General features: G+C 66.4%; 14 protein-coding genes. 1 reads left to right on the top strand and 13 read right to left on the bottom strand.

Annotated features, from left to right (window positions below):
- Positions 1 to 12 precede the first annotated feature (12 nt).
- From xth to B4A72_RS00515, 7 genes are all read right to left on the bottom strand, one after another.
- Complete coding sequence (gene xth, locus B4A72_RS00545; RefSeq protein WP_292977936.1) at positions 13 to 798, bottom strand: exodeoxyribonuclease III; 786 nt, start codon at positions 796 to 798, stop codon at positions 13 to 15.
- A 63-nt stretch (positions 799 to 861) separates the two neighbouring features.
- Complete coding sequence (ftsY, locus tag B4A72_RS00540; protein ID WP_292977935.1) at positions 862 to 1917, bottom strand: signal recognition particle-docking protein FtsY; 1056 nt, start codon at positions 1915 to 1917, stop codon at positions 862 to 864.
- A gap of 121 nt (positions 1918 to 2038) precedes the next feature.
- Positions 2039 to 3649, bottom strand: a complete 1611-nt coding sequence (pgi, locus tag B4A72_RS00535; protein WP_292977941.1) for a glucose-6-phosphate isomerase — start codon at positions 3647 to 3649, stop codon at positions 2039 to 2041.
- A gap of 11 nt (positions 3650 to 3660) precedes the next feature.
- On the bottom strand, positions 3661 to 4332 hold the full coding sequence (pgl, locus tag B4A72_RS00530; RefSeq protein WP_292958939.1) for a 6-phosphogluconolactonase: 672 nt from the start codon (positions 4330 to 4332) through the stop codon (positions 3661 to 3663).
- A 2-nt stretch (positions 4333 to 4334) separates the two neighbouring features.
- Positions 4335 to 5786 carry a glucose-6-phosphate dehydrogenase gene (gene zwf / locus B4A72_RS00525; RefSeq protein WP_292977934.1) on the bottom strand — a complete coding sequence of 484 codons (1452 nt, stop codon included), beginning with the start codon at positions 5784 to 5786 and terminating at the stop codon, positions 4335 to 4337.
- 60 nt (positions 5787 to 5846) lie between these two features.
- Positions 5847 to 6386 carry an RSP_2648 family PIN domain-containing protein gene (locus B4A72_RS00520; RefSeq protein WP_292958855.1) on the bottom strand — a complete coding sequence of 180 codons (540 nt, stop codon included), beginning with the start codon at positions 6384 to 6386 and terminating at the stop codon, positions 5847 to 5849.
- Positions 6386 to 7582: an RSP_2647 family RNA methyltransferase gene (locus B4A72_RS00515; protein WP_292977933.1), complete on the bottom strand. Its 1197-nt coding sequence runs from the start codon at positions 7580 to 7582 to the stop codon at positions 6386 to 6388. Before B4A72_RS00515 ends, B4A72_RS00520 begins: the two co-directional genes overlap by 1 nt.
- A gap of 200 nt (positions 7583 to 7782) precedes the next feature.
- On the opposite strand from B4A72_RS00515, the gene edd reads away from it, so the two are divergent.
- On the top strand, positions 7783 to 9585 hold the full coding sequence (edd, locus tag B4A72_RS00510) for a phosphogluconate dehydratase (protein ID WP_292958859.1): 1803 nt from the start codon (positions 7783 to 7785) through the stop codon (positions 9583 to 9585).
- 183 nt (positions 9586 to 9768) lie between these two features.
- Here the strand turns inward: edd and B4A72_RS00505 are convergent, their stop codons facing one another.
- The 6 genes from B4A72_RS00505 to B4A72_RS00480 all read right to left on the bottom strand — a co-directional run bounded on the left by B4A72_RS00505 (position 9769) and on the right by B4A72_RS00480 (position 14061).
- The gene (locus tag B4A72_RS00505; RefSeq protein WP_292958861.1) at positions 9769 to 10230 is read right to left on the bottom strand and encodes a low molecular weight phosphatase family protein; all 462 of its coding nucleotides are present in this window, start codon (positions 10228 to 10230) and stop codon (positions 9769 to 9771) included.
- Between the two features lie 4 nt (positions 10231 to 10234).
- Complete coding sequence (locus B4A72_RS00500) at positions 10235 to 10714, bottom strand: UPF0262 family protein (RefSeq protein WP_292958863.1); 480 nt, start codon at positions 10712 to 10714, stop codon at positions 10235 to 10237.
- Positions 10711 to 12024: a histidinol dehydrogenase gene (gene hisD, locus B4A72_RS00495; RefSeq protein ID WP_292958941.1), complete on the bottom strand. Its 1314-nt coding sequence runs from the start codon at positions 12022 to 12024 to the stop codon at positions 10711 to 10713. Before hisD ends, B4A72_RS00500 begins: the two co-directional genes overlap by 4 nt.
- Positions 12025 to 12138: 114 nt before the next feature.
- Positions 12139 to 12615: a DUF2948 family protein gene (locus tag B4A72_RS00490; protein WP_292958865.1), complete on the bottom strand. Its 477-nt coding sequence runs from the start codon at positions 12613 to 12615 to the stop codon at positions 12139 to 12141.
- A gap of 3 nt (positions 12616 to 12618) precedes the next feature.
- The gene (gene murA, locus B4A72_RS00485; RefSeq protein ID WP_292958867.1) at positions 12619 to 13890 is read right to left on the bottom strand and encodes a UDP-N-acetylglucosamine 1-carboxyvinyltransferase; all 1272 of its coding nucleotides are present in this window, start codon (positions 13888 to 13890) and stop codon (positions 12619 to 12621) included.
- A complete protein-coding gene (locus B4A72_RS00480; protein ID WP_292958869.1) occupies positions 13891 to 14061 on the bottom strand; it encodes a hypothetical protein in 171 nt (56 codons plus the stop codon).
- Positions 14062 to 14237 lie beyond the last annotated feature (176 nt).

Genomic DNA, 14237 nt, shown 5'->3' with positions numbered 1-14237 from the left:
CCGGACGCGCGGTCAGGCAGCCAGCCTGACCCAGACCGGCACGTGATCGCTGGGCTTTTCGCCCGCCCGCGCCTCGCGGTCCACACCCGTCTCGATCAGCAGGTCGGCAGCCTGCGGCGACAGCAGCAGGTGGTCGATACGGATCCCGTCGTCCCGGTCGAAGGCGCCCGCCTGATAATCCCAGAAGGTAAAGGGGCCGCGCGCTGACCAGGGATCGCGGATGCGGATGGCATCGGTCCAGCCCTGATGGACGATCCGGCGCAGGGCGGCGCGGCTTTCAGGCAGGAACAGCGCGTCGCTGACCCAGTTTTTCGGATGAGCGGCGTCGCGCGGCTCGGGAATGACATTGAAATCGCCCAGCATCACCACCGGCATTTCCTCTGCCAGAAAACGGGCGGCGCGCAGGCGCAGGCGTTCCATCCAGGCCAGCTTGTAATCGTATTTCGGTCCCGGCGCAGGATTGCCGTTGGGCAGATACAGGCCCGCAATCCTGACCGCCTCGCTGCCTGTCACCGTCGCTTCGATATAGCGCGCCTGTTCGTCGCCCTCGCCGCCCGGCAGTCCGCGGCGCACATCCTCCAGCGGCAGTTTGGACAGGATCGCAACCCCGTTGAAGCCCTTCTGGCCGTGGGTTTCGACATTCCAGCCCAGATCCTCGAAATGGTCGCGCGGGAAACCCTCGTCCACGGACTTGATCTCTTGCAGGACGACGACATCGGCGTCGGCCCCCGCCAGCCAGCCGGTCAGCGCCCCGATCCGCGCCTTGACACCATTGATGTTGAAGGATGCGATCTTCATGGCCGCAATCTAGATCACCGAGGCGCAGGTCCGCAACCAGATGCGGCGTTCCGGATCCGTAGCCTAAAGGCCGACCAGGGCGCGGGCGAAATCCCCCGCATCGAAGGCGTCGAGATCGTCGATCTGCTCGCCCACGCCGATGGCGTGAATGGGCAGGCCGAACCGGTCGGCCAGGGCGACCAGAACGCCGCCCCGCGCGGTTCCGTCCAGCTTGGTCATCACCAGACCCGAGACATCGGCCAGCCTGCGGAATGTCTCGACCTGGCTCAGCGCATTCTGACCCGTGGTCGCATCCAGAACCAGCAGCGTGTTATGCGGGGCCGAGGGATCCTTCTTGCGGATGACGCGGACGATCTTGGCCAGTTCCTCCATCAGATCCTGACGGTTCTGCAAGCGACCCGCCGTATCGATCAGCAGCAGGTCGGCACCATCGGCCTCGGCCCGGATCATCGCGTCGAATGCCAGGCTGGCGGGGTCGCTGCCCTGCGCCGCGACCATCACCGGCACGTCCGCGCGACGGCCCCAGACCTGCAATTGTTCGACCGCCGCCGCGCGGAACGTGTCGCCCGCCGCGATGACAACGTTCTTGCCCGCCGCCCTGAACTGGCTGGCCAGTTTGCCGATGGTCGTGGTCTTGCCCGATCCGTTGACGCCGACGACCAGCACCACCTGCGGCTTTTTCGGATACAGAGGCAGCGGGCGCGCGACCGGTTCCATGATCCGTGCCAGTTCGGCGGCCAGCAATTCCTTCAGCTCCGTCGCCGAGACAGGCCGGCCCATCCGCCCCTCGGCGATATTGGCGGTCACGCGCAGGGCCGTTTCGACGCCCAGATCGGCCTGGACCAGCATGTCCTCCAGATCTTCCAGCATCTCGTCGTCCAGCGCCCGGCGGGGCTCGGCCGGCTGGGCGGGTGCACGCGCGAAAAGGCGCCCGACCATGCCGCTGGTGGGTTGCGGGACGGGCGCGGGCGAGGCCGGGCGCGGGGCGATCGGTGTCTCGGGGGGCGCGCGCTCTGCCTCTGCGTCCGCCGCGCCTTCCGCGACGATGTCGTCCAGCCCCTCGCCGATCTTCGAGGAGGATCGGCTCAGCCTTTCGCGCAGTTTGGTGAAAAACGACATGTCCGCATCCTTTTCGTCGCGCAGACCCTAATCATTTGCAACGCCGAGGGAAAGCCGATGCCCCTGCCTTGTTCCTCGAATATGCACGTGGGTCCGGGGGGGGGGAAACCCCCGGCCTCGCCTATCCGCGCATTGCCCGGAACAGGCTTGCCAGATGCCGGGTCGAGGGGTCGTGGCCGGGTGCATCCTTGCCCTTCAGCAGCGGCTCGACCTTCAGAGCCAGTTCCTTGCCCAGTTCGACGCCCCACTGATCAAAGCTGTTGATCCCGAGAATCACCCCCTCGACAAAGACGCGATGCTCGTACAGCGCAACGATCTGACCAAGGGTAAAGGGTGTCAGTTGCGGGATCAGCAGAGTGGTCGAGGGGCGGTTGCCCGGAAAGACCCGGTGACGGGCCTGTCGGTCAAGCTCGGCCCCGTCCAGCCCCTTCGCGGCCATCAAGCTGCGCGCCTCGTCCAGGCTGCGGCCACGCATCAGCGCCTCGGACTGGGCCAGGCAATTGGCGGCCAGCAGAATGTGGTGTTGGGCCAGGTCGTCCTCGTGACCGCGCGCGGCCAGGATGAATTCGCACGGCACGATCACGGTGCCCTGATGGATCAACTGGTAGAAGGCGTGCTGGCCATTGGTGCCCGGCTCGCCCCAGACCACGGGGCCGGAGGTGGTGGTCAGATCGCTGCCATCCATGGCCACGCGCTTGCCATTCGATTCCATTTCAAGCTGTTGCAGATAGGCCGGCAGCCGCAGCAGGCGGTTGTCGTAGGGCAGCACGGCGCGCGTCGGATAGCCGCAGATCTGATGATGCCAGATCCCCGTCAGCGCCAGCAGGACCGGCAGGTTCCCCGCCAGCGGCGCGGTGCGGAAATGCGCGTCCATCGCCGCGCCGCCTGCCAGGAAGCGGTCGAAATCCTCGGGCCCGACGGCCAGCATCAGCGACAGCCCGATCGGCCCCCAGACCGAATAACGCCCGCCGACCCAATCCTCGAAGCCGAACACGCGGGCAGGGTCGATGCCAAAATCCGCGGTCCTGTCGGCGGCCGAGGACAGTGCCGCGAATTGCGCCGCCGGTTCGCTGACGGATCTCGCCATCCAGTCGCGCGCCGTGCGCGCATTCGTCATCGTCTCGATGGTGGTAAAGGTCTTCGAGGCCACGATGACCAGCGTCGTGGCCGGGTCCAGCCCGGCCAGCGTATCGGCGATATCGGCCCCGTCCACGTTCGACACGAAATGCGTCCGTGGCCCGTCGTGATAGGGTGCCAGCGCCAGAACGGCCATGGCCGGGCCCAGATCGGAACCGCCAATGCCGATATTCACCACATCGGTGATGCGCCCGCCCTGCCCCGTGAAGCCGCCGTCGCGAACGTCGCGGGCAAAGGCCGCCATCCGGTCATGCGTCTCGCGCACGGCGGGCATCACGTCCTGGCCGTCCACGCTCACGCTGCCCGCAAGATTGCGCAGGGCGGTATGCAGCACCGCCCGCCCCTCGGTCTCGTTGATCTTCCGCCCCGAGAACATCGCCTCGCGCCGCGCCTCGATTTGCGCGCCGGTGGCCAGTTCCAGCAGCAGGTCGCGCGCGGTCGCATCGATCATGGTCTTGGAATAATCGAAGACCAGATCGTCGGCGCTGGCGCAGAAATCCGTCGCGCGGCCGGAATCGGCCTGGAAAAGACCGGTGATGCGATCTTCGCCCTGTTCCGCGCGGTGGGTTCTCAGGCGGGTCCAGTGATCGGCCATGATCGTCTCCGTCATTCCGCCCAGTGGACGATGGCGTTGTCCAGAAAGGCGCGGATCGGCGCCTCTTGCGGGCTCAGCTTCTGGGCGCGTTCCAGCGCCTCGCGCTTTTCCGGACCCATGATCAGAAGGTGGATGTTGATCGCGTCGGCCAGAACCGGCCGGGTCAGGGTGATGCGCGGCTCTTCCGCGCCCTCGGCGCGGATCGCCATGACCGGTGGCGCATCGCTGGCAAGGGCCGCCTCCAGATGATCGGCGCCGGGGAACAGGCTGGCGGTGTGCATGTCATTGCCCATGCCCAGCAGGGCCACGGTGATCGGCAGATGCGGTGCGATCGCCTCGGCCAGCGCCCCGGTCGCGTCATCGGGCTGCGGATCGCCGGTATAGAGGTCGATATAGCGCGCCGCCGCCGCCTTGTCCTGCAACAGGTGCCGCCGCAGAAGGCGGCTGTTGGACCGCTTGTGTTCGCCATCGACCCAGCGTTCGTCGCCCAGAAAGACCGTCACCCGCCCCCAATCCAGATCGCTGCCGCTGAGAGTGTCGAAGACCTGCATCGGAGAGGTGCCGCCCGGCACGCAGAGGCTGGCGGCCTCATGGGCGCGCAGATGCTGGGACAGTTGCGAGGCCAGCCGGTCGGCCAGCGACAGGGCCAGCATCTCGCGGTCGGGATATTCCTTGAACTCCATGCTCATGACCGGATTTCCCTCCACCTTCGGTTGTCGCGATGCATCAGCCGCAACGCTTCTTCCGGCCCCGAGGATCCCGCGTCATAGGGTTCGGGCCTGCGCTTGCTGTCCTCCCACGCGGCGATGATCGGATCGGTCCAGGCCCAGGCGGCCTCGACCTCGTCACCGCGCATGAACAGGGTCTGGTTGCCCCGGATCACGTCCATGATCAACCGTTCGTAGGCGTCGGGCATCTCGGCCCCTTCGGGGCCAAGCGCCTCGGCAAAGGACATGTCCAGCGGCACCTGCACCAGACGCATCCCGCCCGGCCCCGGTTCCTTGATCATCACCTTCAGGTTCATACCCTCGTTCGGTTGCAGCCGGATGACAAGCTCGTTCGCCTTGGGCGCGCCGGTCTCGTCAAAGATCGAATGCGGCGGCTCCTTGAAGGTGATCGCGATCTCGCTGGTCCGGGCGCGCAGCTTCTTGCCGGTGCGCAGATAGAAGGGCGTGCCCTGCCAGCGCCAGTTCGAGATGCGGACCTTCATCGCGACATAGCTTTCGGTGCGCGAATCGGGATTTTCCGCGTCATCGACATAGCCGCCATCCTTGCCCTGTGCCTGATACTGGCCGCGCACGATCTCGGACGGCTCGACAGGCTCCAGCGCGCGGATCACCTTCAGCTTCTCGTCGCGCACGGCATCGGGGTCGAAATGGTAGGGCGGCTCCATCGCGATCAGACACAGAAGCTGCATCATGTGGTTCTGGACCATGTCCCGGATCGCGCCGGATCGGTCGTAATAGCCGCCGCGCCCGGCAACGCCCACGGTCTCGGCCACGGTGATCTGGACGTGATCGACATATTGCGCGTTCCACAAGGGTTCGAACAGGATGTTGGCGAACCGGACGGCCATCAGGTTCTGCACCGTTTCCTTGCCCAGATAATGGTCGATCCGATAGATCTGATGTTCATCGAAATGCTGCGCCAGGATCCGGTTCAGTGCGCGGGCCGATTCCAGATCGCGACCGAAGGGCTTTTCGACCACGATTCGGCTGTCAACGTCGGCAATGCCGTGGCTGTGCAACCGTTCCGCCAGATCGCCGAACAGCGAGGGCGCGACCGAGAAATAGAAGGCATGGACCATGCCGTCGCGCATTCGCTTTCGCAGTTCCCTCCAGCCGCCCTCGCCCTTTGCATCGATGGAGACGTAACCCAGCAGGGCGAGAAACCTGGCAAGATTCGGGTCATTTTTCCTGACCTTGCCGAATTCGACGATGGCCTTGGATGCCTGGTCGCGAAAGCCATCATCGTCCATCTCGGATCGCGCGGCGCCGATGATGCGTGCGGTGTCGGGGAATTGCCCGGCCACGAACCGCCTGAACAGGCCCGGCAAGATCTTGCGATGGGCCAGATCGCCCGTCGCCCCGAAGATCACGAGGTCGAAATCATCGACCGGAATGACGCGCGAGACCATGCTGTCCTCCTTGACCCTGGCACCTGCCATACTTCTTGTTAGCGTTAACAGCAACGTGCTTCAACCTTTCAGTCTCTTGGCCAGCCGCGGAAGCCGGCACCGCCTCAGCATTTCGGCGCGGCTCATCGCGCCGCCCAGCCGCGCGGCCTTGTCCCGCGCCGCATCGACGGCTTGATCGACCGCCGAAGGATCGCGGTCGTACAGATCCAGAAGGAACAGGTCGGGGTGGGTGGCGCGAAGATCAAGCCGCGCCATCAGGGACCGCGGAAAGTCGCGCAGATTCGCCGTCACGATCAGCGGCGCGGCCGCGTCCAACGCCGCCTCGACGACGTGCCTGTCGGCGGGATCGGGAAAGGTCATGTCGATCGTCCGCACGCCGTCATCGGCTGCGATCGCATCGGGGAATCGGTCCGTCAGCAGGGCGATCTCGGCCCCTGCCACGACTTCCTGATCGGATCCCAGCCGGGCGGCGGCGCGGCGCCATTCCTCAAGGATGCGTGCCGACCAGACCGGATCATAAAGTCCGGCCGCGCCCAGATCGGCCAGGATCTCTCGCAGGATCGTGGGAAACAGGATGTTGGCGTCCAGGACTGCCCGCATCAGCCGTCCAGCCGGAAGAACAGGGCTTTCAGATAGCCGGTCTCGGCCAGTTGCGGCAGAACCGGATGATCCGGCCCGGCCTGTCCGACATGGATCAGAACGCCGCGCCGGCCGCCCCGCCCGATACCGCGCGCGCTGACATTGCGAAAGGCGGTCAGGTCGGCGGCATGGCTGCACGAGCACAGGACCAGATAACCGCCCGGCGCGACCAGGGGCGCGGCCAGCTTCGCCACCCGCTCATAGGCGCGCAAACCCGCCTCAAGCGCCGGTTTCGAGGGCGCGAAGGCGGGCGGATCGCAGATGACCAGATCGAAATGCCGGCCCTCCTCGGCCATCGCCTCCATCGCCTTGAACGCGTCGGATTGGCGTGTTTCCAGACGGTCGGCCATCCCCATCGCCGCAGCCCCGCCAGCCGCCAGATCCAGCGCCGGCGCCGAGCCGTCAACGCAGACGGCGCCGGTCGCCCCGGCAGCCAGCGCGGCCAGCGCGAAACCGCCGACATGGCTGAACACATCCAGCACCGACAGTCCGGCGGCAAGACTTTGCGTGAAGGCATGGTTGGGGCGCTGATCGTAGAACAGGCCCGTCTTCTGGCCACCCATCAGATCGGCCATGTAGGTTGCGCCGTTCATCACCACCGGAACCGGCGCGTCGGGGGCCGGGCCCAGCACGACCTCGGTCCGCTCGGTCAGACCCTCCAGCCCTCGCGACCGCCCCTGACCGTTCAGGATCACGGTCGCGACGTCTGTCGCCTCGACCAGCGCCCCGGCGATCTCGCCGGCCATTCGGTCCGCCCAGGCGGCGTTGGGCTGCATCACCGCGACATCTCCGAACCGGTCGATGACCAGCCCCGGCAGACCATCCGCTTCCGCATGGACCAGCCGATAGAACGGCGCATCGTAGATCCGCCGCCGCATCGCCAGCGCCCGCGCCATCTTCGCACGCAGCCAGGCCGCGTCGATTCGCGCCGCCGGATCGGCATCCATCACCCGCGCGACGATCTTCGAGGCCGGGTTGACCGTCACCAGCGCAAGCGGACGCCGCTCGGCATCCTCCAGCACGGCAAATTCGCCCGGCGCGACGGCGCGCGTGCGCCGGTCCAGCACCGCCTCGTCGGCGAAGACCCACGGGAAACCATGGCGGATCGCCTGCGGCTTGGCCTTGGGCTTCAGCCGGATCACGGCCAGATCTGACATCGCGAACACTCCTTTGCGGCTGATCTGGCACGGGCTTTTGCGATGCACAAGCGCCGGCCCGGACTTCCGCGGGCAAATATCGCAGAGATCAACATCCCGGCGACCGGGGCCGCGCCCCCTGCCCGGCCACCGGCGGCACAGGGATTGAACCGTTACCGCTAACAGCGTATAGTCTTGCCAAAGCCAGAGGAGTTCGCCCGATGAAACTTCACGCCACCATCGACCGCGTCACCGACCGCATTCGTCGCCGGTCGCAGCAATCCCGCGACGCCTATCTGAAAAAGATCGCCAGGGCGGCCGAGGACGGGCCGCGTCGGGCGCATCTGTCCTGCGGCAACCAGGCCCACGCCTATGCGGCGATGGACGACAAGGACGACATGGCGACGACCCGCAAACCCAATATCGGCGTGGTCACGGCCTATAATGACATGCTGTCGGCGCATCAGCCCTATGAACGCTATCCCGACATCATCCGCCGCGCGGGCCATGCGGCCGGGGCGACCGTGCAGGTCGCGGGCGGCGTGCCCGCCATGTGCGACGGCGTCACTCAGGGCCGGGCCGGAATGGAACTGTCGCTGTTTTCCCGCGATGTGATCGCACTGGCAACCGGTGTGGCGCTGTCGCATGATTGCTTTGACGCCGCGCTTTACCTGGGCGTCTGCGACAAGATCGTGCCGGGTCTTGTCATCGGCGCTGCGACCTTCGGCCATATCCCGGCAGTCTTCATTCCCGCCGGGCCGATGCCCTCGGGTCTGCCCAACGACGAGAAATCAAAAATCCGCCAGCAATTCGCTGCCGGCGAGGTGGGTCGCGACGCGCTGATGGCGGCCGAGATGGCCAGCTACCATTCGCCCGGCACCTGCACCTTCTACGGCACCGCCAACAGCAACCAGATGCTGATGGAATTCATGGGCCTGCACCTGCCCGGATCCAGCTTCGTGAATCCGAACACGCCGCTGCGCGAGGCGCTGACCGTGGCGGGCGTCGAACGCGCCGCCGCGATGACGCGGCTGGGCAACGAATACCTGCCGGCGGGCGAAATCCTGGACGAAAAGGCCTTTGTCAACGGCATCGTCGGGCTGATGGCGACGGGTGGATCGACCAATCTGGTGATGCATATTCCGGCCATGGCGCGGGCGGCGGGCGTTCTGATCGACATCGAGGATTTCCACGATCTGTCCGAAGCCGTGCCGCTGATGGCGCGGGTCTATCCGAACGGCCTGGCTGACGTGAACCACTTCCACGCCGCCGGCGGGCTGGGCTACATGATCGGCCAGCTGCTGGAGGCCGGATTGCTGCATCCCGACGTGCGCACGATCAACGGCACCGGACTGGACGGCTATACCGCCGAGCCGAAACTGGACGGCGATCGTCTTCGCTGGGAAGCAGGATCGAAAGACACGCTGAACGACAGGATCCTGCGCCCGGTCAGCGATCCCTTCGCCAGAACCGGCGGACTGAAGCAGCTGGAGGGCAATCTGGGCCGGGGTGTCATCAAGGTCAGTGCCGTCGCCGAGGAACGCCACGTGATCGAAGCAAAGGCCCGAGTCTTTTCCGATCAGGAAGACGTCAAGACCGCCTTTCGCGCCGGCGAATTCACCGAAGACACGATCGTCGTGGTCCGCTTTCAGGGACCGCGCGCCAACGGCATGCCCGAACTGCATTCGCTGACGCCGACGCTGGCCGTGTTGCAGGATCGCGGGCTGAGGGTCGCGCTGGTCACGGATGGGCGCATGTCGGGCGCGTCGGGCAAGGTGCCCGCCGCGATCCATATCTCGCCCGAAGCCTCGGTCGGCGGGCCGCTGTCGCGGGTCCATGACGGCGACATGATCCGGCTGGATGCGACGATGGGCACCATCGACTGCCTGGCCGAGGACTTCGACAATCGCAAACCCGCAGCCTTCGACCCCGGCCCCAGCAGTCAGGGGATGGGCCGCGAGATGTTCGCCTTCTTCCGCGCCAATGCCTGTGACGCGACCGAAGGGGCCGCCTGCGTCGTCTGAGGCAGAGGGCGCCACCGGTTCCTCCGCGTCCCGCAGGGTGCGGCGCGACTGTTCGCCGAAATTCAGCGCAGAACGCGGCGGCGGTCGGGATCACGCCCAGGATTTCGGACCGATCCGAGGCGATGCCAAGGACGCGATCGCGCCCGGCCTGCGACCTGACACAGCGCCGGCAAAGCCATCCATTCAACCGATCTGCGGCGGACCGAAACGCCGGATCATCCGGTCGCGGATCTGGTCGCGCGTCTGGCGATAAGCGGCCAGCCTGGCTTCGCGCCCCTCTGCCAGCCCGGTCGGATCCATGATCGGCCAGTATTCGATATCCAGATGATACAGCCGCGTCATTTCCAGCGCCAGCCTCTGGCTGGCCGGAGACAGGGCGACGATCAGATCGAACCCGCCAAGATCGTCGCCCCAATCCTGCATCTCGTCGAAACTGCGGCTGCGATGATTGGCGATCACGACCCCGATCTCGTCGCAGACGCTGATCGCGAAGCCGTCCACATCCATCCCGCCCCTCACCCCGGCCGATTGGACATAGGCGGCGCGGCCATAGAATTTCTTCATCATCCCCTCGGCCATGGGCGAACGGACGGAATTGTGGTCGCAGCAGAACAGGATCGAATGCGGGATCTTGTCCTGCGACATCGGATCAGGCCTGCGGGACCAGTGCGCAAATCAGCGTGAACAGCCGCCGCGCGGTGTCGATGTCCAGATCGGCCTTGCCCTGAAGACGTTCCTGCAAGGTCCGCGCGCCCTCGTTATGGATGCCGCGACGGGCCATGTCGATGGCCTCGATCTGCGCCGTGGGCAGTTTCTTGACCGCGTCGAAATAGCTTTGGCAGATCTGGAAGTAATCCTTGACCACCTGCCGGAATGGTCCCAGCGACAGGTGAAATTCGGCCACCGGTCGATGATCTTCGGTGGCCAGATCGAAGACCAGCCGGCCTTCGCGGATGCACAATTGCAGCACATAAGGGCCTTCGGGCACCGGCAAGCCGTCCCGGCCCGGCACCACGAAGCTGTTATCCTCGATCAGATCGAAGATCGCGACGCGGCGTTCCTGCTCCATCTCGGGCGTCGCGGGCGCGATGGCCGAGTCGTCGATGTCGATCCGTGTGATCCGGCTCATGCCTCGTCCCTCTCATTCAGCAGCGCCAGCCGCGCCTCGACGGATGCGCCATGGGCGTGCAGGCCCTCGGCGGCGGCCAGCCTGACCGCGGCCGGGCCGATTGCCGCCAGCGCGCCGGGCGTCAGCCGCGCCATCGTCGTGCGTTTCAGGAAATCCAGCACCGAAAGCCCGGACGAGAACCGGGCCGAGCGTGCGGTCGGCAGAACGTGATTCGGGCCGCTGACATAATCGCCCACCGCCTCGGGCGTATGCGCGCCAAGGAAGATCGCGCCGGCATGGATGCATCTTTCGGCCAGGGCCTCGGGTTCATCGACGCAGAGTTCCAGATGTTCCGGGGCGATGCGGTTGGACAGGTCGGCCGCCTCGCCCAGATCGCGCGCGATGATGATGGTGCCATAGTCGCGCCAGCTTGCACCCGCGATTCCCGCGCGCGGCAAGGTCGGCAGCAATCGGTCAACGGCGCCGGCAACGGCATGGGCCAGCCCCGGATCGGTCGTGATCAGGATCGATTGCGCATCCGCGTCATGTTCCGCCTGGGCCAGCAGATCCAGCGCCAGCCAGTCGGGGTTCTGCGCCCCTTCGGCGATGATCAACACTTCGGACGGGCCTGCGATCATGTCGATGCCCACACGGCCAAAGACCTGTTTCTTGGCCGCAGCGACAAAGGCATTGCCGGGGCCGGTGATCTTGTCCACCGGGCGGATCGTCCCGGTCCCATAGGCCATTGCCGCCACCGCCTGGGCGCCACCCACGCGATAAATCTCGTCCACGCCGGACAATTGCGCGGCCAGAAGGACCAGCGGATTGATGATTCCGTCCGGCGTCGGCACGCAGATCACCAGCCTTTCGACACCGGCCACCCGCGCCGGAATCGCGTTCATCAGGACCGAGGACGGATAGGCCGCCTGCCCGCCCGGCACATAAAGCCCCGCCGCCGACACCGGCGTCCAGCGCCAGCCCAGGGTCGCGCCTTCGGGATCGGTCCAGCTTGCACCCTCGGGCATCTGCCTTGCGTGATAGGCGCGGATCCGCTCGGCCGCCAGGATCAGGGCGGCCCGATCCCGGGGACCGACCTTGGCCACTTCGGCCTCGATCTCGTCGGGCGCGAACCGTATCCTGTCGGGGGTCAGTTCCAGCCGGTCGAACCGCGCCGTCAATTCGCACAGGACCGCATCACCGCGCGCGCGGACATCGGCGATGATGCCCGCCACGACCGCGTTAACATCGCCTGAATCCTCGCGCTTGGCCGACAGCATCGCGGCGAAGCGGGCGTCAAAATCGTCATCGGATGTGTTCAGCGTGACCGGCATCGTCTTCCCCTGCAATCGCGCCTTGTTAGCGACAAGCCGGGGTTGCCTCAAGCCGCGGCCGGCGCCGATCCCTGATACCGGCGCGAAAGCGGCGCCCCGGCGCCGTCATGCGCCTCAATCCGGATGCGAGGGCGCCTTGCCGGACACGGCCCGATAGGGTCGGGTCACGTCGCGCAGATCCAGATTGATGCATTCCACCTCGGCGGCCAGCGTGCCATCGCCCGAAAATTCCAGCAGCAGCCGCCCGCAGCCGTCCACCCCGGCCTGCCAGCCGATCGTCAGCAATTCCAGAACCGTGTCGGCGTCACGGGTGATCCCGTCGCTTTCCAGCGAGATCACGTCACCGATGGTCAGCAGGGCCTGCACCCGTTCGAAATCGCGTCCCTCGGCGCGGGCCTTGTCCGCATCCTCCCATCGGAAGCGGTTCACCAGCAGCGCCAGACGCCGCGCCCTGGGGTCATGGATGATCTCGGACGCGGGCAGGATCGCATCCTGCACCAGCGCCGACAGGATCTTCAGATCGGCCTCGTCCTCGGCCCGCAGGGCCAGCGGTCGGGGATCTCCGTCAGCGAAACGCGCATCCTGGGCCATGTCCTATTCCTCCTTCACCCTCTCGATATGCGCACCGACGCCGCGCAGCTTGCGCACCACATGTTCATAGCCGCGATCCAGATGATAGACCCGACGCAGAATGGTCTGCCCCTCGGCCGCCATTCCAGCCAGGATCAGGCTGACAGAGGCGCGCAGATCGGTCGCCATGACCGGCGCGCCGCGCAGCGCCTCGACCCCGGTGACGGTGGCATGACCGCCATGCACGTCGATCCGCGCACCCATCCGGGTCAGTTCCGGCGCGTGCATGAAACGGTTCTCGAAAATCGTCTCTTCCAGCACGCTGCGACCGTCGGCCAGACACATCAGCGCCATGAACTGGGCCTGAAGATCGGTCGGAAAGCCCGGAAACGGCGCCGTGGTCACATCGACGGCCCGAACCCGGCCATTGCGCCGCGCGACCTTCAGCCCGCGCGGCGTTTCCTCGACGCTGATACCCGCTTCGTCCAGCTTCTCGCAGAACGCCGCCAGCAGGTCGATCCGACCGCCGAGGCATTCGACCTCGCCGCCGCAGATCGCCGGGGCCAGCATGTAGGTGCCCAGTTCGATCCGGTCGGTGACGACAGGATGGGTCGCACCGTGCAGCGAATCGACCCCTTCGATGGTGATCGTGTCGCTGCCCTCGCCCTCGATCTGTGCGCCCATCGCCCGCAGGCACCGTGCCAGATCGACGATCTCGGGCTCGCGCGCGGCATTCTTCAGGATCGTGGTGCCGCGGGCCAGGGTCGCGGCCATCAGCGCATTCTCGGTCGCGCCGACCGAAACCAGCGGGAAATCGACCACGGCGCCCCGAAGTCCTCCTGCCGGCGCGGTGGCGTGAACATATCCGTCGCGCAGATCCAGATCGGCCCCCATCGCCTCAAGCGCCTTGAGATGCAGATCGACCGGACGCGCGCCGATGGCGCAGCCGCCGGGCAACGAGACCTCGGCCTGGCCGAACCGCGCCAAGAGCGGACCCAGCACCAGGATCGAGGCCCGCATCCTGCGCACGATCTCGTAATCGGCGCGGTGGCTGGTCAGATCGTGGCTGGACATGGCCAGCACCTGCCCGTCCTGAAGGCCGCTCACTTCGGCCCCCAGGCTTTGCAGCAGGGCCGTCATGGTGCGGATATCCGACAGTCGCGGTGCATTGGTCAGCGTCAGCGGCTGATCCGAAAGCAGCGTCGCCGGCATCAGCGCAAGGCAGGCATTCTTCGCGCCCGCGATGGGAATTTCGCCCCTCAGCGGCCCGTTTCCCTGAACGATGATCTGGTCCATCTAGCTGTCGTCCCCGCCCGTCTCGCTGGCTTCATCCTCATCCGGGTCGGGGGCCGAGGCCTCGCGCGCGCGCGCCTGCGCCTTGCGCCGTTGCAGGTTGGCCCGCAACGCGGCGCGAAGCCTGTCCGCGCGCGTCTCGGGTTCCTGTCTGTTTCTGTCCCGTCCGGTCATGCTTCCTGTTATCGCCCGCGCCGGCCGCCGTCCAGTTGCCGCGGCAAGCCAGGCAGCGGCAGGCATTTCCCGATAATTCGCCCGATCCCCCTTGCGCGGCGGCACAGCTTTGTCTAAACGCCGCCCACGGCGCTGCGGTAGCTCAGTGGTAGAGCACTCCCTTGGTAAGGGAGAGG

Source organism: Paracoccus sp. UBA5162 (genome assembly GCF_002413585.1).
Classification (GTDB): domain Bacteria; phylum Pseudomonadota; class Alphaproteobacteria; order Rhodobacterales; family Rhodobacteraceae; genus Paracoccus.
This window is presented reverse-complemented; position numbering and strand designations above follow the sequence as displayed.

What these genes read in the sequence shown, in the direction of transcription:
- ftsY (WP_292977935.1), bottom strand. Translation starts at nt 1,917, where the DNA reads ATGTCGTTTTTCACCAAACTGCGCGAAAGGCTGAGCCGATCCTCCTCG.
- zwf (WP_292977934.1), bottom strand. Translation starts at nt 5,786, where the DNA reads ATGGTCTCGCGCGTCATTCCGGTCGATGATTTCGACCTCGTGATCTTC.
- xth (WP_292977936.1), bottom strand. Translation starts at nt 798, where the DNA reads ATGAAGATCGCATCCTTCAACATCAATGGTGTCAAGGCGCGGATCGGG.
- B4A72_RS00480 (WP_292958869.1), bottom strand. Translation starts at nt 14,061, where the DNA reads ATGACCGGACGGGACAGAAACAGACAGGAACCCGAGACGCGCGCGGAC.
- edd (WP_292958859.1), top strand. Translation starts at nt 7,783, where the DNA reads ATGAAACTTCACGCCACCATCGACCGCGTCACCGACCGCATTCGTCGC.
- B4A72_RS00515 (WP_292977933.1), bottom strand. Translation starts at nt 7,582, where the DNA reads ATGTCAGATCTGGCCGTGATCCGGCTGAAGCCCAAGGCCAAGCCGCAG.
- B4A72_RS00490 (WP_292958865.1), bottom strand. Translation starts at nt 12,615, where the DNA reads ATGGCCCAGGATGCGCGTTTCGCTGACGGAGATCCCCGACCGCTGGCC.
- pgi (WP_292977941.1), bottom strand. Translation starts at nt 3,649, where the DNA reads ATGGCCGATCACTGGACCCGCCTGAGAACCCACCGCGCGGAACAGGGC.
- murA (WP_292958867.1), bottom strand. Translation starts at nt 13,890, where the DNA reads ATGGACCAGATCATCGTTCAGGGAAACGGGCCGCTGAGGGGCGAAATT.
- B4A72_RS00505 (WP_292958861.1), bottom strand. Translation starts at nt 10,230, where the DNA reads ATGTCGCAGGACAAGATCCCGCATTCGATCCTGTTCTGCTGCGACCAC.
- B4A72_RS00520 (WP_292958855.1), bottom strand. Translation starts at nt 6,386, where the DNA reads ATGCGGGCAGTCCTGGACGCCAACATCCTGTTTCCCACGATCCTGCGA.
- hisD (WP_292958941.1), bottom strand. Translation starts at nt 12,024, where the DNA reads ATGCCGGTCACGCTGAACACATCCGATGACGATTTTGACGCCCGCTTC.
- B4A72_RS00500 (WP_292958863.1), bottom strand. Translation starts at nt 10,714, where the DNA reads ATGAGCCGGATCACACGGATCGACATCGACGACTCGGCCATCGCGCCC.
- pgl (WP_292958939.1), bottom strand. Translation starts at nt 4,332, where the DNA reads ATGGAGTTCAAGGAATATCCCGACCGCGAGATGCTGGCCCTGTCGCTG.